The following is an 18,748-nucleotide window of genomic DNA, read 5'->3' as shown; positions in this document are numbered from 1 at the left end:
CGTTTTTCGTCGGGACTCCATGCTTTTATCCATCGCTGCCAGGCGTGTAAAGTGAGTCCATATGCCCCTTCGCGAGGTCACCATGACGCTCGATTCGCTGCGTTTCGATAACGCCTGGGCGCGCCTGCCCGAGGATTTCTTCACTCGGGTCAGTCCTGCGACCTGGAAAAACACGCGACTGCTGGATATCAGCCCGCGGGGCTGTCGCGCGCTGGGCCTCGATCCCGCCTGTTTCGATGACGATGCCCCGGCGCGCGAGACGCTGCGCCAGCTCATGGGGGGCGAAACCGTCCTGCCGGGCATGGCGCCGCTGGCCCAGAAGTACACCGGGCATCAGTTCGGCGTCTACAATCCGGCCCTGGGGGACGGGCGTGGCCTGCTGATGGGCGAGGCGCAGACCGCCGACGGATACTGGGACCTGCACCTCAAGGGAGCAGGGCAAACGCCGTACTCGCGCTTCGGCGACGGCCGCGCCGTGCTGCGCTCATCGGTACGCGAGTACCTGGCCGGCGAAGCCATGGCGGGGCTGGGCGTCCCCACGACGCTGGCGCTGGCGCTGGCGACCAACGACGAGAAGGTCCAGCGGGAACGCGTCGAGCCCGGCGCGACCTTGCTGCGCCTGGCCCCCAGTCACGTGCGTTTCGGACACTTCGAGTGGCTCTATCAGTCGCGTCGTCACGATGACATGCGGCGTCTCGTCGATCATGTCATCGAGCGCCACCGGCCGGCCCTGGCAGCGAGCGAGTCGCCGGCGGAGGCCCTGTTCGGCGATGTCGTGGCACGCACTGCCCGCCTGATCGCGGCCTGGCAGGCCTACGGGTTCGTGCACGCGGTGATGAATACCGACAACATGTCGATACTGGGGCTGACGCTTGATTATGGTCCCTATGCGTTCATGGATGCCTACGACCCTAGGCTGGTCCCCAATCATACCGATGCCAATGGTCGCTATGCCTTCGATCAGCAGCCTGGCGTCGGGCTGTGGAACCTCTCGGTGCTGGGCCAATCCTTGACCCCGTTGGCCGAGCCGGATGCCCTGCGTGACCGGCTGACGGAGTACGAGCCGGCGCTGCAGCAAGAATACGCGCGCTTGATGCGTGCGCGCCTGGGGCTCGAAAGCGTCGTCGAGGGGGACGCGCAATTGGTGCAGGACTGGCTGACGCTGTTGGCCGAGGCCGGGGCGGATTATCACCGTGCCTTTCGTGCGCTGGGCGAATGGGCCGTCGATGACGGCGAGTGGCTACGCCAGGAGGTGCCGGTCGAAGGCTTGTCGGCCTGGCTGTCGCGCTATCACGAGCGCCTTCAGGAAGAGGAGCGCGATGCCGCGTCGCGCCGTGACGCCATGCAGGCGGTCAACCCGCTCTACGTGCTGCGCACGCATCTGGCGCAGCAGGTCATCGAGGCGGCGGAAGCGGGAGATGAGGCACCGCTGGTGGAATTTCGCCGCTTGCTCGCCGACCCTTTCACCGCGCGCCCCGGCATGGAGCGCTGGGCAGCCGCGCCGCCTCCTCAGGCCTCGGTGATCTGTCTTTCCTGCTCGTCCTAGGCGGGGCCCGGACGCATCGGCGCGTTCCGTCGCGCTTTCCTCCGCCCCAGGCGCCATGTTGAACCATACTCAAGGCGAGTCACTCGCCCGGGGGGATCATCATGGCGCCACCACGCTGTCAGGTACTGTCGCTTCATCCGCACGAGGGGCGCTCCGCGCCGAGCGCACTGCTCGTGGTGGCCATGCAACAGGTCCATGCGGGCCTCCTGACGCCCCTGGGCACGGCCGGGCCGACCGAGTCGCTGACGCTGCTGCTGAAGGAGTGGCGAGGCGGCGAGGGCTGCATCGTGCATGTCCGGCATTTCTCCCGCAAGGCCGATGCCTCCTGCCGTGCCGGCCGTCCCGAGGCCGATTTCCTGCCCTGCGCCACACCGCTGCCGGGTGAGCGAGTGGTCACCACGCACGTCGACGATCCTTTCGTGGATACCGATCTGGACACCTGGCTGCGTCGTCATGGGGTCGCGCACTTGGTGGTGGCCGGTGTCACCACGACGGGCGCGATCATGACCCTGACGCGTCACGCGCTGACACTGGGGTTCGATGTCACTGTCGTTGCCGATGCCTGCGCCGACCAGGCGTTGATCGCGCATGACGGCACTCGATGGGAAGCGTCGACGATGCATGAGCTGGGGCTCGCGTTGCTCGAACGGCAAGGCGCCGAGATTTCGAGTGTGCGTGACGTGCATCGGACCTGCTGACGATGACAGAAAAGAGACCGAAAAGCGTCGCCGAGCACGCGATGCTCTTAACTAAGAAAGCGCGAAAATAATGCATCGTTTATGGTTGCCATAAGAAAATGGCGAGGTTGGGCAGTGGTGTTTATTTTTATTCAAAAACAGAGGGTTATGATCTTTTTCGTAGCATAAGAGTTGCGTTATGCCATCCATAACACAATGATTATGATGGAGTTTTTTGACTGTATTGTTGATTTTCAAGATGTTTTTCCTTAAACACATGGGACCCTGCTTTTGAAATGAGCCACTTATGACCGGGTGTGTTCGCGAGAGTTCGCCGGGTGAAAAGTGACCCGCGATATTAGCCAAGCGTTCATGGGAACCCCCGTGCAACGAGCAAGGAGTCAAGGATGAAAGTCACCAGGTATCCATCCCATCGTGAAACGGGAGATGCGTCATGAAGATCGGAGCGCCGAAAGAGCGCGCCCAGGGCGAGGCTCGCGTCGCCCTGACGCCGGAGAGTGCCCAGCACATTCAAAAACTCGGGCATACGTGTGTCATCGAATCCGGAGCCGGCCTTGCCGCGGGCTTCGATGATGCCGCCTATCGTGACGCGGGCGTCGAGATCGTCGAGGGGGCCGATGCGTTATGGTCTACCGCCGAGGTGGTCATCAAGGTTCGCGAGCCCAGCGAAGAGGAAGTCGGCTACCTGCGCGAGGGACAGACCCTGATCGCGTTTTTCTGGCCGGCGCAGAACGAGGCGCTGCTCGAGCGCTGCAAGGCGACCGGCGCCACGGTCATTGCCATGGACATGGTGCCGCGTATCTCGCGGGCCCAGAAGATGGATGCGCTGTCGAGCACCGCCAACATCGCCGGCTATCGCGCGGTGATCGAGGCAGGCAACCAGTTCGGACGCTTCTTCACCGGTCAGGTCACGGCGGCCGGCAAGGTGCCGCCGGCCAAGGTGCTGGTCGTGGGCGCGGGCGTCGCGGGGCTGGCCGCGATCGGCACGGCGACCAGCCTGGGCGCGGTGGTACGCGCCTTCGACGTGCGGCCGGAGGTCGCCGAGCAGATCGAATCGATGGGGGCCGAGTTCCTGTTTCTCGATTTCGAGGATAGTCAGGATGGTTCCGGCACCGGTGGCTATGCGGCGCCTTCCAGCCCCGAGTTCCGCGAGAAGCAGTTGGCACTGTTCCGCGAGCAGGCGCCCGAGGTGGATATCGTCATCACCACGGCGCTGATTCCCGGCAAGCCGGCGCCCAAGCTGTGGCTCGAGGACATGGTCCATGCCATGAAGCCGGGCTCGGTGATCGTCGACCTGGCGGCGGAGAAGGGCGGCAACTGCGATCTCACCGTGCCCGATCAGCGCATCGTGACCGACAACGGCGTGATCGTGGTCGGGTATACCGACTTCCCCTCGCGCATGGCGACGCAGGCCTCGCTGCTCTATGCCACCAACATTCGTCACATGTTGACCGATCTGACGCCGGAAAAGGATGGCGTGATCGTTCACGACATGGAAGACGATGTGATTCGCGGTGCCACGGTGACGCATCAAGGCGAGATCACCTTTCCGCCACCGCCGCCCAAGGTCAAGGCGATCGGCCAGTCGGCGCCGAAGGAGAAACCCAAGGAGCCGACGCCCGAGGAGAAGAAGGCCGCCGAACATGCCGCTTTTCTCGCCCAAACCAAGCGTCAGGTGGGAATGCTCGTCGCCGGCGGGGCGGTGATGGGGCTGTTGGGGCTGGTCGCGCCGGCCTCGTTCATGCAGCACTTCATCGTCTTCGTGCTGGCCTGCTTCGTCGGTTTCCAGGTGATCTGGAATGTCAGCCATTCGCTTCACACGCCGCTGATGGCGGTGACCAACGCCATCTCGGGCATCATCGTGCTGGGGGCGGTGCTGCAGGTCGGTTCGGGAAGCTTCCTGGTGGGGCTGTTGGCAGGCATTTCGGTGCTGATTGCCACCATCAATATCGTGGGGGGCTTCTTGGTCACGCGCCGAATGCTCGCCATGTTCCAGAAATCCTAACGCGGCGGAGAAAAGACGATGTTGAGTCAAGGATTGGTGTCCGCCGCAGCGGTGGCGGCAAGTGTGTTGTTCATCCTTTCGCTGGGGGGGTTGAGCAATCAGGAAAAAGCCAAGCGTGCCGTCTGGTACGGCATCGTGGGGATGGGGCTGGCGGTGGTCTTCACCATGTTCGGCCCCAATGTCGGCGGTTACTGGTGGATGATCCCGATGATGGTGATCGGCGCCGGGATCGGCGTCTACCTGGCCAAGAAGGTCGACATGACCGAGATGCCCCAGCTCGTGGCGGCATTGCACAGCTTCGTCGGTCTCGCGGCGGTGTTCATCGGCTTCAATGCCGACCTGGAACGTCGCCGGGTGATGGCCGCGCAACTCGCCGGGGACGTCAGCGAGCGGTTTTCGGCCTTCGCCGCGCTGGTGGACGAGAAGACGCCGGCCGAGCTGACCTTCCTGCAGGTCGAGGTGGTGCTGGGGGTCTTCATCGGTGCGGTGACCTTCACCGGCTCGGTGATTGCCTTCGGCAAGCTGGCGGGCAAGGTGGATGGCAAGCCGCGTCAGTTGCCTGGCGGTCATCTGCTGAATGCCGCGGCGGCCATCGTGTCGCTGTTGCTGGCGATCGCCTACCTCAACGGTGCGGGCTTCTGGACGCTGCTGCTACTGGCGCTGCTGGCCTTCTTCATCGGCTATCACCTGATCATGGGCATCGGCGGCGCCGACATGCCTGTGGTGGTCTCGATGCTCAACAGCTACTCCGGCTGGGCGGCGGCGGCCATCGGCTTCACGCTGTCCAATGACCTGCTGATCGTCACCGGGGCCCTGGTGGGCTCTTCCGGTGCCATCCTCTCCTACATCATGTGCAAGGCGATGAACCGCAACTTCGTCAACGTGATCCTGGGTGGCTTCGGCGGCAGCAAAGGGCCGGCCGCGGAGATCGAGGGCGAACAGGTCGCCATCGATACCGGCGGCGTGGCCAGTGCGCTCAACGAGGCCGATAGCGTGATCATCGTGCCCGGGTACGGCATGGCGGTGGCGCAGGCCCAGAATGCGGTCAGCGAGTTGACGCGCAAGTTGCGCGCCGCCGGCAAGACGGTGCGCTTCGGGATTCATCCCGTGGCGGGTCGTCTGCCCGGTCACATGAACGTTCTGCTGGCCGAGGCCAAGGTGCCTTACGATATCGTGCTGGAAATGGACGAGATCAACGACGACTTCGCGGAAACCGACGTGGTGATCGTCATCGGCTCCAACGATATCGTCAATCCGGCCGCCGAGGAGGACCCCAACAGTCCCATCGCCGGCATGCCGGTGCTCAAGGTCTGGGAAGCCAAGAACGTCTTCGTCTGCAAGCGTGGCCAGGGCACGGGCTACTCGGGGATCGAGAACCCGCTGTTCTTCAAGGAGAACACGCGCATGCTGTACGGCGACGCCAGGTCGAGTATCGATGCCTTGCTGCCGATGGTCGACTGAGCGGCCCGCAGAAAGGCCGTACTGCGACACGACGACACCGCCTTCGGGCGGTGTCGTCGTTTGAGGGGGAGCGGAATGGCGGGGCATGTTTCCGTCATGCGCCGGCGGCACGTCAATGTCATCGATGATCGGGCGTGCGTGACACGTCAGGTTCGCTACAATGGCGTCATTTCGCAGGCCACTAGGAAATCTTGATGACCGACGAACGACCTAAAGTCGCCGTGCTCGGCGGGGGGAGCTTCGGCACCGCGATTGCCAGCATTGCCGCCGACAATGGGGCCCGCGTGAACCAGTGGTTGCGTGATCCGGCGTTGATCGAACAGATCAATCGCGAGCATCGCAACGCTCGCTACCTGCCGGACTACGCGATCAATCCCGCGGTCGTCGCGTCCGGCGATATGCAGGAGGTACTCCGCGACGCCGAACTGGTGTTCATCGCGATTCCGTCGAGCGCCTTTCTGACGGTCGTGCGTCAGGCATTGCCCTGGCTCAAGCCGACGCAAATCCTGGTCAGCACCACCAAGGGGATTCAGGAAGACGGCTTCAAGCTGATGAGCCAGATCCTCGAGGAAGAAACCGGCTTTCCGCACATCGGGGTGCTCTCGGGGCCCAACTTGGCCTCGGAGATCGCCCAGAAGCATCTGACGGCCACGGTCATCGCCAGCGACGACCCCTTGACCCGCGCCCGAGTGCAATCGGCGCTCGGTTGCGATTATTTCCGGGTATACGCCAGTAATGACCGCTACGGTGTCGAACTCGGCGGGGCGTTGAAGAACATCTATGCCATCGCCGCGGGCATGGCAGCGGCGCTCGGCATGGGCGAGAACACGCGCAGCATGCTGATGACGAGGGCGCTGGCGGAGATGAGCCGATTCGCGGTGGCGCTTGGCGCCAACCCGCTGACGTTCATCGGTCTGGCCGGCGTGGGCGACCTCATCGTGACCTGCTCATCGAAGCTCTCGCGCAATTATCGTGTCGGTTTCGCGCTGGGCGAGGACAAGACCCTGGAAGAAGCCGTCACGGCCCTGGGCCAGGTGGCGGAGGGCGTCAACACCGTGAGCCTGGTCCGCGAGAAGGCGCGTCGCGAGCATATCTACATGCCGCTGGCCGAAGGACTTTATCAGGTGCTGTTCAACGGCGTGCCGGCGCGCCAGATGGCACAGATGCTGATGCAGCAGGAACAAAGCAGCGACGTGGAGTTCATCCTCTCCCGTCAGGACGTATTCGAAGCGCGCAGGCTGGAACCCGGCGCCGAGGAGACTTGAACATGTCGATTCTGTATATCATGCGGCATGGCGAGGCAGCGCCGGGCACGCCCGACAGCGAGCGGTCACTTACCGAGCATGGCGAGCAGGAAGCGCGCGCGATGGGCGCCTGGCTGAGCGAGGTGCTGACCGATGACGTACGGCATGCGCTGCGCATCGTCGCCAGCCCGTACCGGCGTGCACAGCAGACCGCACGATTGGTCGCGGCGCCGTTGGGCCTGAGCGTCGAGACTCTGCCGATCATCACGCCCGATGAGCCGCTCGAGCCGGTGATCGACTGGCTCCAGCAGCAGGTCCCGCAGACGCCGTGCCTGCTGGTGAGTCACATGCCGCTGGTCGGCGCCCTGGTCGGTCGTCTGGTCGAAGGCGACGTGCGCGCTTCTCAGCCGATGCCGACGGCGAGCGTGGCGGCACTGGAGGCCGAGGTATGGGCGGCGGGCTGTGCCACGCTGCGCCAGTGGCAGTCGCCCCGTGACCTGTCCTCATAGGCGATACCCACCCAAGGAGACCCACATGCCGTTCGTCGTCATCAATCGCGTTTACGTCAATCCCGGCTACGAGGCGGAATTCGAACGCCGCTTTCAGCGCCGGGCGAGTCAGGTCGACCGTCAGCCGGGATTCCGCGCCATGCGCGTTTTGCGCCCACAAGGCAACCAGGCGCCCTATCTCGTCGAAACCGAGTGGGACAGCCAGGAGGCCTTCCGCGCCTGGGTGGGCAGTGACGATTTCAAGCAGGCACATGCCGACCCCATGCCCTCGGAGGCATTCGGCGAAGGCGGCGGGCTCGAGCAATTCGAGGTCGTCGAGGGGACGCAGGCCTAACGCCCCTGATACCGCCATGCATGTGCCATGGCGGGCATCACTCCCGTCATTAAGACCTTGGTGGGGTCGACCAATGTCGAGGTTGTGTGACAACGCGGCCGTGCTTATCTTGCAGTTGTATGATGTATGACATGATGATTTCATGTCATCACGCTCAACAAGACAGCTGCGAGGGACATGACGGTGCATTTTTCCAAAGAACAAACGGTCGCGGCGATTGGCGATGGCCTGCTTTCCTTCCCGGTGACCGATTTCGATGCCGCTGGACGATTCGATGCCGCGAGCTATCGCAAGCGACTCGAGTGGTTCGTGAGTCATGATGTCTCCGCGGTCTTCGTTGCGGGCGGCACGGGGGAGTTCTTCAACCTCTCGCTCGAGGAGTTCGGCGACGTCGTGCGCACGGCGGTCGATGTGATCGGTGGGCGTGTGCCCATCATTGCCAGCGCCGGGTTGAGCGTGGAGAGCGGCAAGGCATTCGCGCGCGTGGCGGAAGAGGCCGGCGCGGATGGCGTTCTGCTGATGCCGCCCTATCTGACCGAGTGCCCGCAGGAAGGGCTGGTCGAGTACGCCCGCCAGATCTGCGACAGCACCACGGTTAACGTGATCTATTACAACCGTGGCAATGGTGTTCTCGAGGCGCCGGCGGTCCAGCAGCTCGCCGATCAGTGCCCGAACTTGATCGGGTTGAAAGATGGCAAGGGCGATATGCAATTGCTCAACAAGATCGTCAAGACCGTCGGCGATCGACTGGTTTACGTCGGTGGCGTGCCGACCGCCGAGATTTTCGCCGAGGCCTACCTCTCCATTGGCGTCAATACCTACTCTTCCGCTGTCTTCAACTTCGTGCCGGACATGGCACTCACGTTCTACCGCGCACTGCGCGCGGGAGACAGCGCCACGGTCAAGAAAATCACCAACGAGTTTTTCATTCCCTTCGTCGATCTGCGTGATCGTAAAAAGGGCTACGCCGTCAGCCTCATCAAGGCCGGCACCGAGATCATTGGGCGTCCCGCCGGCAGCGTTCGCGTACCGCTGATGATGCCGAGTACGGATGAGCGGGCTCGGCTCGTGGAGCTTATCGAGCGTACTCATTCATTCTAGTCGAACTGGAGTCGAGTCATGTCCTGCATTTCATCGGTCGTCGTCACTCCGATTGCCTTTCGTGATCCGCCCCTGCTCAATGTGAGTGGTGTTCATGAACCCTGGGCCCTGCGCTCGATTATCGAGGTCACAATCGAAGACGGTCGCTATGGTCTCTCCGAGTCTTATGGGGATGAGCAGACGCTGTCACAGCTGCAGACGGTGGCTTCCCATCTAGTGGGCGTCGATGTCTTCCATCTTAACGAGCTGAAGTCCATCGTCGAAGCATCGGTTTCCCACAAGTCTCAAGAGAACGGAATCGAACTGGCGCCGGGGACCAACCAGGCAACCACGGTGCCACGCATTTTCGCTGCCTTCGAGGTTGCCTTTCTCGATCTGATGGGCAAGATCACCGAGCGCAGCGTCTGCGACTTGTTGGGAGGCAAGGTGCGCGATGCCGTCCCCTACAGTGCCTACTTGTTCTACAAGTACGGTCACCATCAGTTCAGCCAGGACGACTGGGTCGATGCCTGGGGCGAAGTGCTGACCCCTGAGGACATCGTGCGCTCGGCCAGGCAGATGATCGACCAATACGGCTTCCAGTCGATCAAACTCAAGGGCGGAGTGTTTGAGCCCGAGCAGGAGCTGTTGGCGGTCCGTGCCTTGCGCGAGGCTTTTCCTGAATATCCACTGCGCATCGACCCTAATGGTGGCTGGACGCCCGAGACCACCAGGCGCCTGCTTCCACAGATGGAGGGGGTGCTGCAGTACCTCGAGGATCCGGCCTCCGGCAAAGACAGCATGGCCGAGGTCCACCGGTCGGCCACCATGCCACTGGCCACCAATATGTGCGTGATCGGTTTCTTCGATTTCCCCGAAGCGATCGCCAAGCAGTCCGTGGATGTGATCCTCTCCGATCACCACTACTGGGGCGGATTGCAGGCGACCCGAGAACTGGCCCGTGTCTGCGAGACCTGGGGGCTGGGGTTGTCCATGCATTCCAACTCGCATCTTGGCATCAGCCTGATGGCAATGACCCACGCCGCCGCGGCGATCGACAACCTGACCTATGCCTGTGACACCCATTATCCCTGGCAGGAGGAAGAAGTGATTGTGGGCGGAAAGGTTTCTTTCGAGGAGGGCAGTGTGCGTGTGCCAGATGCGCCCGGGTTGGGGGTTGAACTGGATCGCGACGCCTTGCAAAAACTGGCGCGCAACTTTCAGGAGTGTGGCATTCGTTCGCGCAACGATGTGAAGGAAATGCAGAAATATGACCCCAGCTGGACGGGGAAAGTACCTCGTTTCTGATGCCTCTTGAGAGGCATTGCGATGTTGAACCGACAATAGCTACAAGGATACCAACATGCAGATTCGCACTTTGGCTCATTCTCTCACTCTGGCAAGCGTCGCACTGGCGTTTTCCGGTACTGTCCAGGCTTCAGACGAGCTGAAGGTCCAGACCTCCTTCAACTCGGGGGACTTCGCCTATCAATACCTGCAGGAAAATTGGGTGCCCAAACTCAAGGAAGCGACAGGAGGTGATGTCACTATCACCCTAATGCCAACCGGCAGTGTGGTCCCCTACAAGGAAACCATGGAGGCCGTCGCCATGGGGTTACTTGATGGTGATATGACTGCTCCAGCTTATTTTACTGGAAAGGATCCTGTTTTTGCCTTGATGGGTGACCTGATCGCCGGCTATGACAAGCCTTCGCAGTTCCTCGACTTCTGCCAGAAAGGTGGAGGAGAAGAGGTTCTGCAGAAGGCCATCGATGCCCAGGTTGGCGACAAGATTAAAGTGGTTGGCTGTGGCCCCTACAAGCGTGAGGCCCTGGTAGCTGCGGTGCCGATCCGCAGCGTCGAAGACCTCGAGGGCGTGAAGATCCGTTCGCCGGAAGGCCTGGCGGCGGCGGTATTCGAACGTGCCGGAGCAACACCAGTCAATATTCCTTTTTCTGAGGTTTACACCTCGCTTCAGCAGGGCGTGGTCGATGCGGCCGATGCCTCAGCTTATGTCAATAATGACGCCTCAGGCCTTCACGATATTGCCAAGTACCCGATCTATCCGGGTATTCATAGCATGTCGTCTCAGCAGTTCACGCTTAACCAGGAGGTTTGGGAATCGCTGGACGATGAGGACCGGCGGGCCTTGCATCAGTGGTTCTACGATGCATTCAACGACTTGGCCGGTGCGGTGCAGGAGCAGGATGAAAAACTAGTAGCCCGTGACAAGAAGAAGGATGACATGACTGTCATCGATTGGCCTCAAGAAGAGCGTGACCAGTTTCGCAAGATTGCTCGGGGGGCCTGGGAGGCTTTCGGAGAGAAGAGCGAACTGGCACAGCAGGCATTACAAGCCCACCTCGAGTATATGCACGAAACCGGTCTACTCGAGGGTAGTGATGTGAAGGCAACCGACAAGGCAGATCAGAACGAGCAGAACTGATTCATCCTCTTACGGAGCCATGACAGTGGAAACTGTCGTGGTTCCATTCTTTGACTGGAGTCTGCGATGCGATTACTCAGCCGGTTGGCGGCAGGCATGGACCGAATCAGTGCCTTCATTGGCTATGCCTGTGCTGTGTTGTTCTTTGCTTGCATAATACTTTCTGCTCTTGAAGTGGTCATGCGTTATGTCTTCAACTCGCCCACCCAGTGGACCTTCGAGACAGTCATGGCGCTGTGTGCCACCGGCTGGGTGATGACCAGTGGTTACGTGACACAGCGGAAACGACACATTGCCATCACCATGATGGAACTCGTGGTGCCTGCCCATGTTTGGAAAAAGATGGAACTGGTTTCGCTTGGAGTAGCAATTTTTGCTCTGGCGATGCTGATCTGGGCCACATGGGAGCCAGCAATGATGGCGCTACACGGTAGTGAACGTAGCGGTAGTTCATTCAACCCGTTATTACCGGCTTATCTCAAGCCAACCCTGGTAGTGGGTGCTTTTCTTTATCTCCTGCAGCTGCTCGCCAATGTAGTTCACTGGTTCGAGGATCAGGCCAAGGGAGAGGCCGAATAATGGGCATTGAAGTCGTTACCTTATTGATCGTTCTGGCGCTGTTGGCGCTTATGGCTTTCGGTATTCCGCTGGGGGTCACGACGCTGACGGTGTCAGTTGTTACTGCGCTGTTGTATTACGGCATAGATGGGCTCTTCCTGGTTGCGTCCAATGTCTATCATGTACTCGAGAAATATGAACTGGTCGCGGTACCGTTTTTCGTATTCATGGCCAATGTTCTGGAGCGCTCGGGGATCGCCCATGCGTTGTTCGACAGCATGTCGATCCTCGGTGGTCGGGCGCGTGGCTCGGTGGCGGTGCAGACGTGTGTGGTGGCGGTGATCCTGGCCGCGATGAGCGGCATCATGGGGGGCGAGATCGTCATGCTGGGCTTGATTGCCCTGCCTCAGATGCTGCGCCTGGGCTATGATCGCAACCTGTCCATCGGCATTATCTGTGCCGCCGGAGCCTTGGCCACTCTGATTCCTCCTTCGGTGGTGATGATCGTCTACGGCCTGGCTGCTCAGGTATCGATCACCAAGCTGTTTGCCGCTGGTGCCGTGCCGGGGATGGTCCTGGCCGCCATCTATATTACCTATATCTTGATTCGCTGCCGTCTCAACCCGGCATTGGCGCCGATCAATGACATCCCAGAGACCGCGTTGCCATTGCACAAGCGGCTCAAGTATCTCAAGGGAGCGATCCTGCCGTTCATCCTGATCGGCTGTGTGCTAGGGGCGATCTACACCGGTATTACCACGGTAACCGAGGCTGCCGCCATGGGAGCAGTGGGAGCGATGATCGTCGCTGCCATCCTCAAGCAGTTCTCCTACCGCATGATCCGCGACGCCATGCGTCAGACGGCGCTGACTGTGGGCTCGATCATCTGGCTGGTACTGGGGGCGGTAAGCCTTGTCGGCATCTACAATCTGATCGGTGGCGTCAGCTTCCTGACCAACTTCCTGCAGGGGCTCGAAGTACCGCCGCTGGCGGTAATTGCCATCATGATGCTGATCGTCATGGTGCTGGGGACCTTCCTCGAGTGGATAGCAATCATCTTCATCACCGTACCGATCTTCGCCCCGGTGGTGGTGGGGCTGGGCTATGACCCGGTGTGGTTCGGCGTATTGTTCGCCATGAATATCCAGATCTACTATCTTTCGCCACCGTTCGGCCCGGCCTGCTTCTTCCTCAAGAGTGTGGCGCCCGCGGGGATCGAGCTGCAGCATATCTTCCGCGCGGTACTACCATTCATTGGCCTGCAGGTGATCGGCATGGCGCTGATACTGTTCTTCCCGCAATTGGCGTTGTGGCTCCCCAACCTGATGTTCGGCTAGGAGAATTGACCATGAAGCTGCGCAACGACGAGCTGACCCGTCAGGACGATGAGCTGGCGGTCAGCGATTCGCCAAAAGAGGTGAACCAGTTTCGCTTCGGTTTCTGGCCGGAGATCGCCGGCCTGGTGGCCTCAGCCGTCATCATCTGGATCATGCAGCTGTAAGCGGGTGACGTTATGCCCTGATACACGCTGATGACAGTTTTAACCGGAGCCAAGGGGGAGGGCGAGTACCTGCCCTGTTGATCGACTGTAAGAGACATCACCTTATGTTTCCCAAGATCACCAAGATGAACGTCGTGCCGGTCGCCGGCGAAGACGGTTTCCTGCTCAACCTGAGCGGCGGTCATGAGCCCTGGTTCATCCGCTGCGTACTGGTGCTGGAGGATGAGTCCGGCAACCGCGGCGTCGGCGAGATTCCCTCCAGCGAAGGCATCCTGAACGGCCTGGAGAAGTGCCGCAGCCTGGTGGAAGGCGCGCGGGTCAACGAGGTCAAGCAGGTGCTCAGTCGGGCCCGAGGGCTGCTGGCTCAGGGCGGCCCGGAGGAGCGGGGGCGCCAGACCTTCGATCTGCGCGTGGCCGTGCACGTCATCACCGCCATCGAGTCGGCGCTGTTCGATCTCTTCGGTCAGGCGCTGGGCATGCCGGTGGCCGACCTGCTGGGCCAGTACGGCCGCCAGCGCGACGAGGTCGAGGCCTTGGGCTACCTGTTCCTGCTCGGCGACCCGGACAAGACCGACCTGCCGTATCCCCGCGTGGCCGACCCGGTCGATGCCTGGGACGAGGTGCGCTACCGCGAGGCCATGACGCCCGAGGCCGTCGCCAACCTGGCCCGGGCCGCCTATGATCGCTATGGCTTCAAGGACTTCAAGCTCAAGGGCGGCGTGCTGCGTGGCGAGGAAGAGGCCGATTGCATCCGTGCGCTGCACGAGGCCTTCCCCGAGGCGCGCCTGGCCCTGGACCCCAACGGCGCATGGAAGCTGGACGAGGCCGTACGTGTGCTGGAGCCGATCAAGCACCTGCTGAGCTATGCCGAGGACCCTTGCGGTCAGGAGGGCGGTTTCTCCGGTCGCGAGACCATGGCGGAATTCAAGAAGCGCACCGGGCTGCCTACCGCCACCAACATGATCGCCACCGATTACAAGCAGCTGCAGTACGCCGTGCAGCTCAACTCGGTGGACATTCCCCTGGCGGACTGCCACTTCTGGACCATGCAGGGCGCCGTGGCGGTGGGTGAGCTGTGCAACGAGTGGGGCATGACCTGGGGCTCGCACAGCAACAACCACTTCGACATTTCGCTGGCGATGATGACCCACGTGGCCGCGGCCTGCCCGGGCGAGATCACCGCCATCGACACCCACTGGATCTGGCAGGACGGTCAGCGCATCACCAGGGAGCCGTTCCAGATACGGGACGGCAAGCTGACCGTGCCGAAGACCCCGGGTCTAGGCATCGAGCTGGACGACGACAAGCTCATGGAGGCGCACGAGACATACAAGCGTCTCGACGTGACGCAGCGCAATGACGCCATGGCGATGCAATACCTGATCCCGGGATGGGAGTTCGATCCCAAGCGTCCCGCTCTAGTGCGCTGATGTTTCCCGATACGCCTGACTTGAATTGTGCTGATCTTTGCACGAACAAGGAGCAGGGCTCGTACGCGCGCTTGCGCGGGGATTGAGTGTGTTCTTGGAGGATGGCGCTGACGCCGGTCGTTGCCAGCGCGTACAATGCCGCTTCGACGCAGGCCGGGCTCGCGCTGCCAGGTCCGCCGTCGCCTCATTCACGCCGTTTCCCGCGAGAACCTCGATTTTGCTCTCTACCGCCAACATCACCATGCAATTCGGCGCCAAGCCGCTGTTCGAAAATGTCTCCGTCAAGTTCGGAGAGGGCAACCGCTATGGCCTGATCGGCGCCAATGGTTGCGGCAAGTCTACCTTCATGAAGATCCTGGGGGGCGACCTGGAGCCTACCAGTGGCCAGGTAATGAAGGACGCCACCACGCGGCTCGGCAAGCTGAGTCAGGATCAGTTCGCGTTCGAGAGCGAGCGTGTAATCGACACCGTGATCATGGGGAACACGGAGCTGTGGGAGGTTGCCGCCGAGCGCGAACGTATCTATTCGCAGACTGAAATGTCCGAGGAAGATGGCATGAAGGTCGCCGACCTTGAGGTGCGTTACGCTGAGCTCGATGGTTATACAGCAGAGGCCCGCGCGGGAGAGTTGCTGCTCGGCCTCGGCATCCCTCTGGTGCAGCACACCCAGCCGATGAGCGTGGTGGCACCGGGGTGGAAGCTGCGGGTATTGCTGGCTCAGGCGCTGTTCAGTGATCCCGACGTGTTGCTGCTCGATGAGCCGACCAACCACCTGGATATCAACACCATCCGGTGGCTGGAGGAGATTCTGCGTTCACGCAGCTCGACCATGCTCATCATCTCTCATGATCGTCACTTTCTGAATCGTGTCTGCACGCATATGGCGGACCTCGACTACGGCGAGCTGACGCTTTTCCCGGGCAACTATGATGAGTACATGACTGCTGCCACCCAAGCGCGAGAGCGCTTGCATGCCGATAACGCCAAGAAGAAGGCGGAGATCGCTGAGTTGCAGCAGTTCGTCAGCCGCTTCTCGGCCAACGCCTCCAAGGCCAAGCAGGCCACGTCACGCCAGCGCAAGATCGACAAGATTCAGCTCGATGAGGTCAAGCCGTCATCGCGAGTCAGCCCATTCATTCGCTTCGAGCAGACCAAAAAGATACACCGGCATGCCTTGAACGCGGAGAAGCTCTCCAAGGCCTGGGGTGACAACGTGCTGTTCGAACGTTTCGACTTGCAGGTCGAAGCTGGCGAGAGAGTCGCTATCATCGGGCCCAACGGAATTGGCAAGACGACATTGCTCAACTGCCTGGTCGGCACGATGACGCCGGATGCGGGCGAGGTGAAATGGACCGATGCGGCGGAAGTGGGGTACTTCGCCCAGGATCACGCTGATGATTTCGAAGGCGGTGAGACGCTTTTCGAATGGATGCGGCAGTGGACCACGGAAGGTGAGCAGACCGTACGCGGTGCGCTGGGCCGGATGCTGTTCTCCAACGATGACATCGGCAAGTCGGTCAAGGTGATCTCCGGAGGCGAACAGGGGAGGATGCTGTTCGGTAAGCTGGCGCTGCAGAAGCCTAACGTGCTGGTGATGGATGAGCCCACCAACCACCTTGACATGGAGTCGATTGAAGCGCTCAACCTGGCGTTGGAAAACTATCCCGGCACCTTGATCTTCGTCAGCCATGACCGTGAGTTCGTCGGTTCCTTGGCGACCCGTATTATCGAGCTGAAGGATGACGATATCGTCGATTTCAGCGGCAGTTATGACGATTATCTCCGCAGTCAGAGTATCTACGACTAAACGCGAAGATCTTCATTCTCACCACCGGCGGACACGATACGTCTAAAAACTAGTTACCGACCGGCGCGTGCTGCTTGCAGCAAGCGCTGGTGCGTTGTGGCTGCCGGCCGGCCGTGCAACCCGGCCCTCACGTTGCGTTTCGTTATCTTAGCCTAATGTCTATACGTCATAGCAGGTATGATGTATGACAACATTCAGGCTAGGGTCTAAGCTGATGCTGTCATGAGACAGCCGGCTATTTAGCCCAACGGGCAAGTGGCCGGTTTAACACACAGGCGCTCGTGCATCCTTGATGAAGGACATAAATGTGTTGAACCGCATTCGATGTGGAAGAGAGTTTGAAGACGGCGAATTACCGTAAACGGCACGTCTGGATTTATAACCATAATGCTTACGTAATGCCCGCTATGAGAAGGCATTGGTTTTTGATCTTTTACGTGTCGAGAAGCCAGGAGGGCGTCAATTACTGAGTATGGTCAGTTTAACAAAATGAAATAGAACCATAAGGAGCCACGTCATGCAGACCAATAAAAGACTCAAGATGGCAAGCTGTGTAAAAGCGGCAGCGATGCTCGGTATGTTGCTGAGTGTTTCCATTTCGACGACAGCGCAAGCGGACAGCTGGCGGGGATGGAACATCCACCCGCCGAGTTATCCAAATGGCAAGGCCCTGGAAAGTTTTGCCAAGGAAGTCGCTGAAAAGACAGAGGGGCGTGTTGAGCCCAAAGTATACCATAACGCGGTGCTGGGCGATCAGCCTGACGCGATCGAGCAGACCCGCAGCGGCGCCCTCGATTTCGCCAATTTCAACATGGGGCCGATGGGGCCAATTGTACCCGCCGCGAACGTCCTGTCACTGCCTTTCATTTTCAAAAGTCCGGACGACATGTACCGCATCATGGATGGCGAGATCGGCGAGCGCTTCGCCGATGCACTGGCCGAGAAAAACCTGATCGTGCTGTCCTGGTTCGGTTCCGGGGCACGCAGCCTCTACAACACTGACCACCCGGTGGAGACGCCCGACGACGTCGAGGGCCTCAAGGTACGTGTCATGAACAACGACCTTTATGTCCAGATGATCGACGAAATGGGGGGCAATGCCACGCCAATGGCCTATGGCGAAGTTTATCAGTCACTCAAGACAGGCGTCATCGACGGTGCCGAGAACAATTATCCATCTTATGAATCCAGTGGCCACTATGAGGTGGCAAATTACTACTCGTTGACCGAGCACTTGATCCTTCCCGAGTGTTTGTGTGTTGCCAAGGCGAGTTGGGAAGAGCTCAGTGAGAAAGACCGGCAGGCGATACGCGAAGCAGCCGAGGATGCTGCCAAGGAGCAGCGCGCGCTCTGGGAGGAAGGTGTTCAGGCGAGCAAGCAGAAGATCCTGGACGCCGGGGTGAAGATCAACGAGGTGGATGACAAGTCGGCGTTCCAGGCCAAGATGCAGCCGATCTACGACCAGTTTGTTCAGGAGCACCCGGAACTGGAGTCGCTCGTGACGGATATTCAAGATGCGCAGAGCTGATCCGCAGATGCCATGAAATTCTCCGGGCCGAATCAGGCCCGGAGCGGTCTTGAGAGGGTTTAAAATCGTGAGCTCATTCTCCGAGAAAATGAATGACCAGAGCCCCGCTTCGGCATCGCGAACAGCATTCGATGGCTTTCTGGACGGCATTGCCCAACTTTGCATCATCGTGTCGGGTATCTTGCTGGTTTTCTTGATTGCGACGTTTGGCTGGTTGGTCTTCGGCCGTTACGTGCTCAATGACACGCCGACATGGGTGGAACAGTCCTCGCTCCTGATCGTCGTCTATATCACCTGTCTAGGGGCTGCCGCCGGTGTGAGAAACAATACCCACCTTAGCATCGACTTCGTGCGTGAAGGGCTGCCGTATTTGCCACGCGAGATCATGCGCTATATCGCTGACCTTTTCGTCACGTGTTTCGGTCTCTTCATGGCCTGGCAAGGGTGGCACCTGGTCCTGGAGAACCTGGAGCGTCCCATTCCAATGATCGGATTTTCCGAAAGCTGGCGTGCGGCACCATTGGTGATCTGTGGCGTGCTGATGGTTCTGTTCTCTTGCACCAATATCGCCAAGCGCCTGCTCAAGTCACGGAAGGGGTGA

Annotated in this window: 17 protein-coding genes; all 17 read left to right on the top strand. The window is 60.4% G+C overall.

Features of this window, described 5'->3' with window-relative positions:
• Positions 1-82: 82 nt before the first annotated feature.
• The 17 genes from CSAL_RS12645 (at position 83) to CSAL_RS12570 (ending at position 18,748) form a co-directional block, all read left to right on the top strand.
• Positions 83-1,546, top strand: coding sequence for a protein adenylyltransferase SelO (locus CSAL_RS12645; protein ID WP_043559549.1), 1,464 nt, complete (start codon positions 83-85; stop codon positions 1,544-1,546).
• A gap of 101 nt (positions 1,547-1,647) precedes the next feature.
• Positions 1,648-2,244, top strand: a complete 597-nt coding sequence (locus CSAL_RS12640; protein WP_011507787.1) for an isochorismatase family protein — start codon at positions 1,648-1,650, stop codon at positions 2,242-2,244.
• A 433-nt stretch (positions 2,245-2,677) separates the two neighbouring features.
• The gene (locus CSAL_RS12635; RefSeq protein ID WP_011507785.1) at positions 2,678-4,249 is read left to right on the top strand and encodes a Re/Si-specific NAD(P)(+) transhydrogenase subunit alpha; all 1,572 of its coding nucleotides are present in this window, start codon (positions 2,678-2,680) and stop codon (positions 4,247-4,249) included.
• An 18-nt stretch (positions 4,250-4,267) separates the two neighbouring features.
• Positions 4,268-5,710 (top strand): NAD(P)(+) transhydrogenase (Re/Si-specific) subunit beta, encoded by a 1,443-nt coding sequence (locus CSAL_RS12630; protein ID WP_011507784.1) that lies wholly within the window; start codon positions 4,268-4,270, stop codon positions 5,708-5,710.
• 194 nt (positions 5,711-5,904) lie between these two features.
• A complete protein-coding gene (locus CSAL_RS12625; protein ID WP_011507783.1) occupies positions 5,905-6,975 on the top strand; it encodes an NAD(P)H-dependent glycerol-3-phosphate dehydrogenase in 1,071 nt (356 codons plus the stop codon).
• Positions 6,976-6,977: 2 nt separating this feature from the next.
• Complete coding sequence (gene sixA, locus CSAL_RS12620) at positions 6,978-7,463, top strand: phosphohistidine phosphatase SixA (RefSeq protein ID WP_011507782.1); 486 nt, start codon at positions 6,978-6,980, stop codon at positions 7,461-7,463.
• 25 nt (positions 7,464-7,488) lie between these two features.
• On the top strand, positions 7,489-7,797 hold the full coding sequence (locus tag CSAL_RS12615; RefSeq protein WP_011507781.1) for an antibiotic biosynthesis monooxygenase family protein: 309 nt from the start codon (positions 7,489-7,491) through the stop codon (positions 7,795-7,797).
• Positions 7,798-7,974: 177 nt separating this feature from the next.
• Positions 7,975-8,898: a 5-dehydro-4-deoxyglucarate dehydratase gene (kdgD, locus tag CSAL_RS12610; RefSeq protein ID WP_011507780.1), complete on the top strand. Its 924-nt coding sequence runs from the start codon at positions 7,975-7,977 to the stop codon at positions 8,896-8,898.
• Positions 8,899-8,916: 18 nt separating this feature from the next.
• Positions 8,917-10,185, top strand: coding sequence for a glucarate dehydratase family protein (locus CSAL_RS12605; RefSeq protein WP_011507779.1), 1,269 nt, complete (start codon positions 8,917-8,919; stop codon positions 10,183-10,185).
• Between the two features lie 55 nt (positions 10,186-10,240).
• Entirely contained in the window at positions 10,241-11,323 is a 1,083-nt protein-coding gene (locus tag CSAL_RS12600) for a TRAP transporter substrate-binding protein (RefSeq protein ID WP_011507778.1), read from the top strand.
• Between the two features lie 66 nt (positions 11,324-11,389).
• A complete protein-coding gene (locus CSAL_RS12595) occupies positions 11,390-11,902 on the top strand; it encodes a TRAP transporter small permease subunit (RefSeq protein ID WP_011507777.1) in 513 nt (170 codons plus the stop codon).
• Positions 11,902-13,218, top strand: coding sequence for a TRAP transporter large permease (locus CSAL_RS12590; protein WP_011507776.1), 1,317 nt, complete (start codon positions 11,902-11,904; stop codon positions 13,216-13,218). The genes CSAL_RS12595 and CSAL_RS12590 overlap by 1 nt, the downstream gene beginning before the upstream one ends.
• Before the next feature lie 11 nt (positions 13,219-13,229).
• On the top strand, positions 13,230-13,382 hold the full coding sequence (locus tag CSAL_RS17615) for a hypothetical protein (protein ID WP_011507775.1): 153 nt from the start codon (positions 13,230-13,232) through the stop codon (positions 13,380-13,382).
• A 104-nt stretch (positions 13,383-13,486) separates the two neighbouring features.
• Positions 13,487-14,812 carry an enolase C-terminal domain-like protein gene (locus CSAL_RS12585; protein ID WP_011507774.1) on the top strand — a complete coding sequence of 442 codons (1,326 nt, stop codon included), beginning with the start codon at positions 13,487-13,489 and terminating at the stop codon, positions 14,810-14,812.
• Positions 14,813-15,029: 217 nt separating this feature from the next.
• The gene (locus CSAL_RS12580) at positions 15,030-16,619 is read left to right on the top strand and encodes an ABC-F family ATPase (RefSeq protein WP_011507773.1); all 1,590 of its coding nucleotides are present in this window, start codon (positions 15,030-15,032) and stop codon (positions 16,617-16,619) included.
• A 517-nt stretch (positions 16,620-17,136) separates the two neighbouring features.
• The gene (locus tag CSAL_RS12575) at positions 17,137-18,147 is read left to right on the top strand and encodes a TRAP transporter substrate-binding protein (protein WP_011507772.1); all 1,011 of its coding nucleotides are present in this window, start codon (positions 17,137-17,139) and stop codon (positions 18,145-18,147) included.
• Between the two features lie 67 nt (positions 18,148-18,214).
• A complete protein-coding gene (locus CSAL_RS12570) occupies positions 18,215-18,748 on the top strand; it encodes a TRAP transporter small permease (RefSeq protein WP_011507771.1) in 534 nt (177 codons plus the stop codon).

This window comes from Chromohalobacter israelensis DSM 3043 (assembly GCF_000055785.1).
GTDB lineage: Bacteria > Pseudomonadota > Gammaproteobacteria > Pseudomonadales > Halomonadaceae > Chromohalobacter > Chromohalobacter israelensis.
This window is presented reverse-complemented; position numbering and strand designations above follow the sequence as displayed.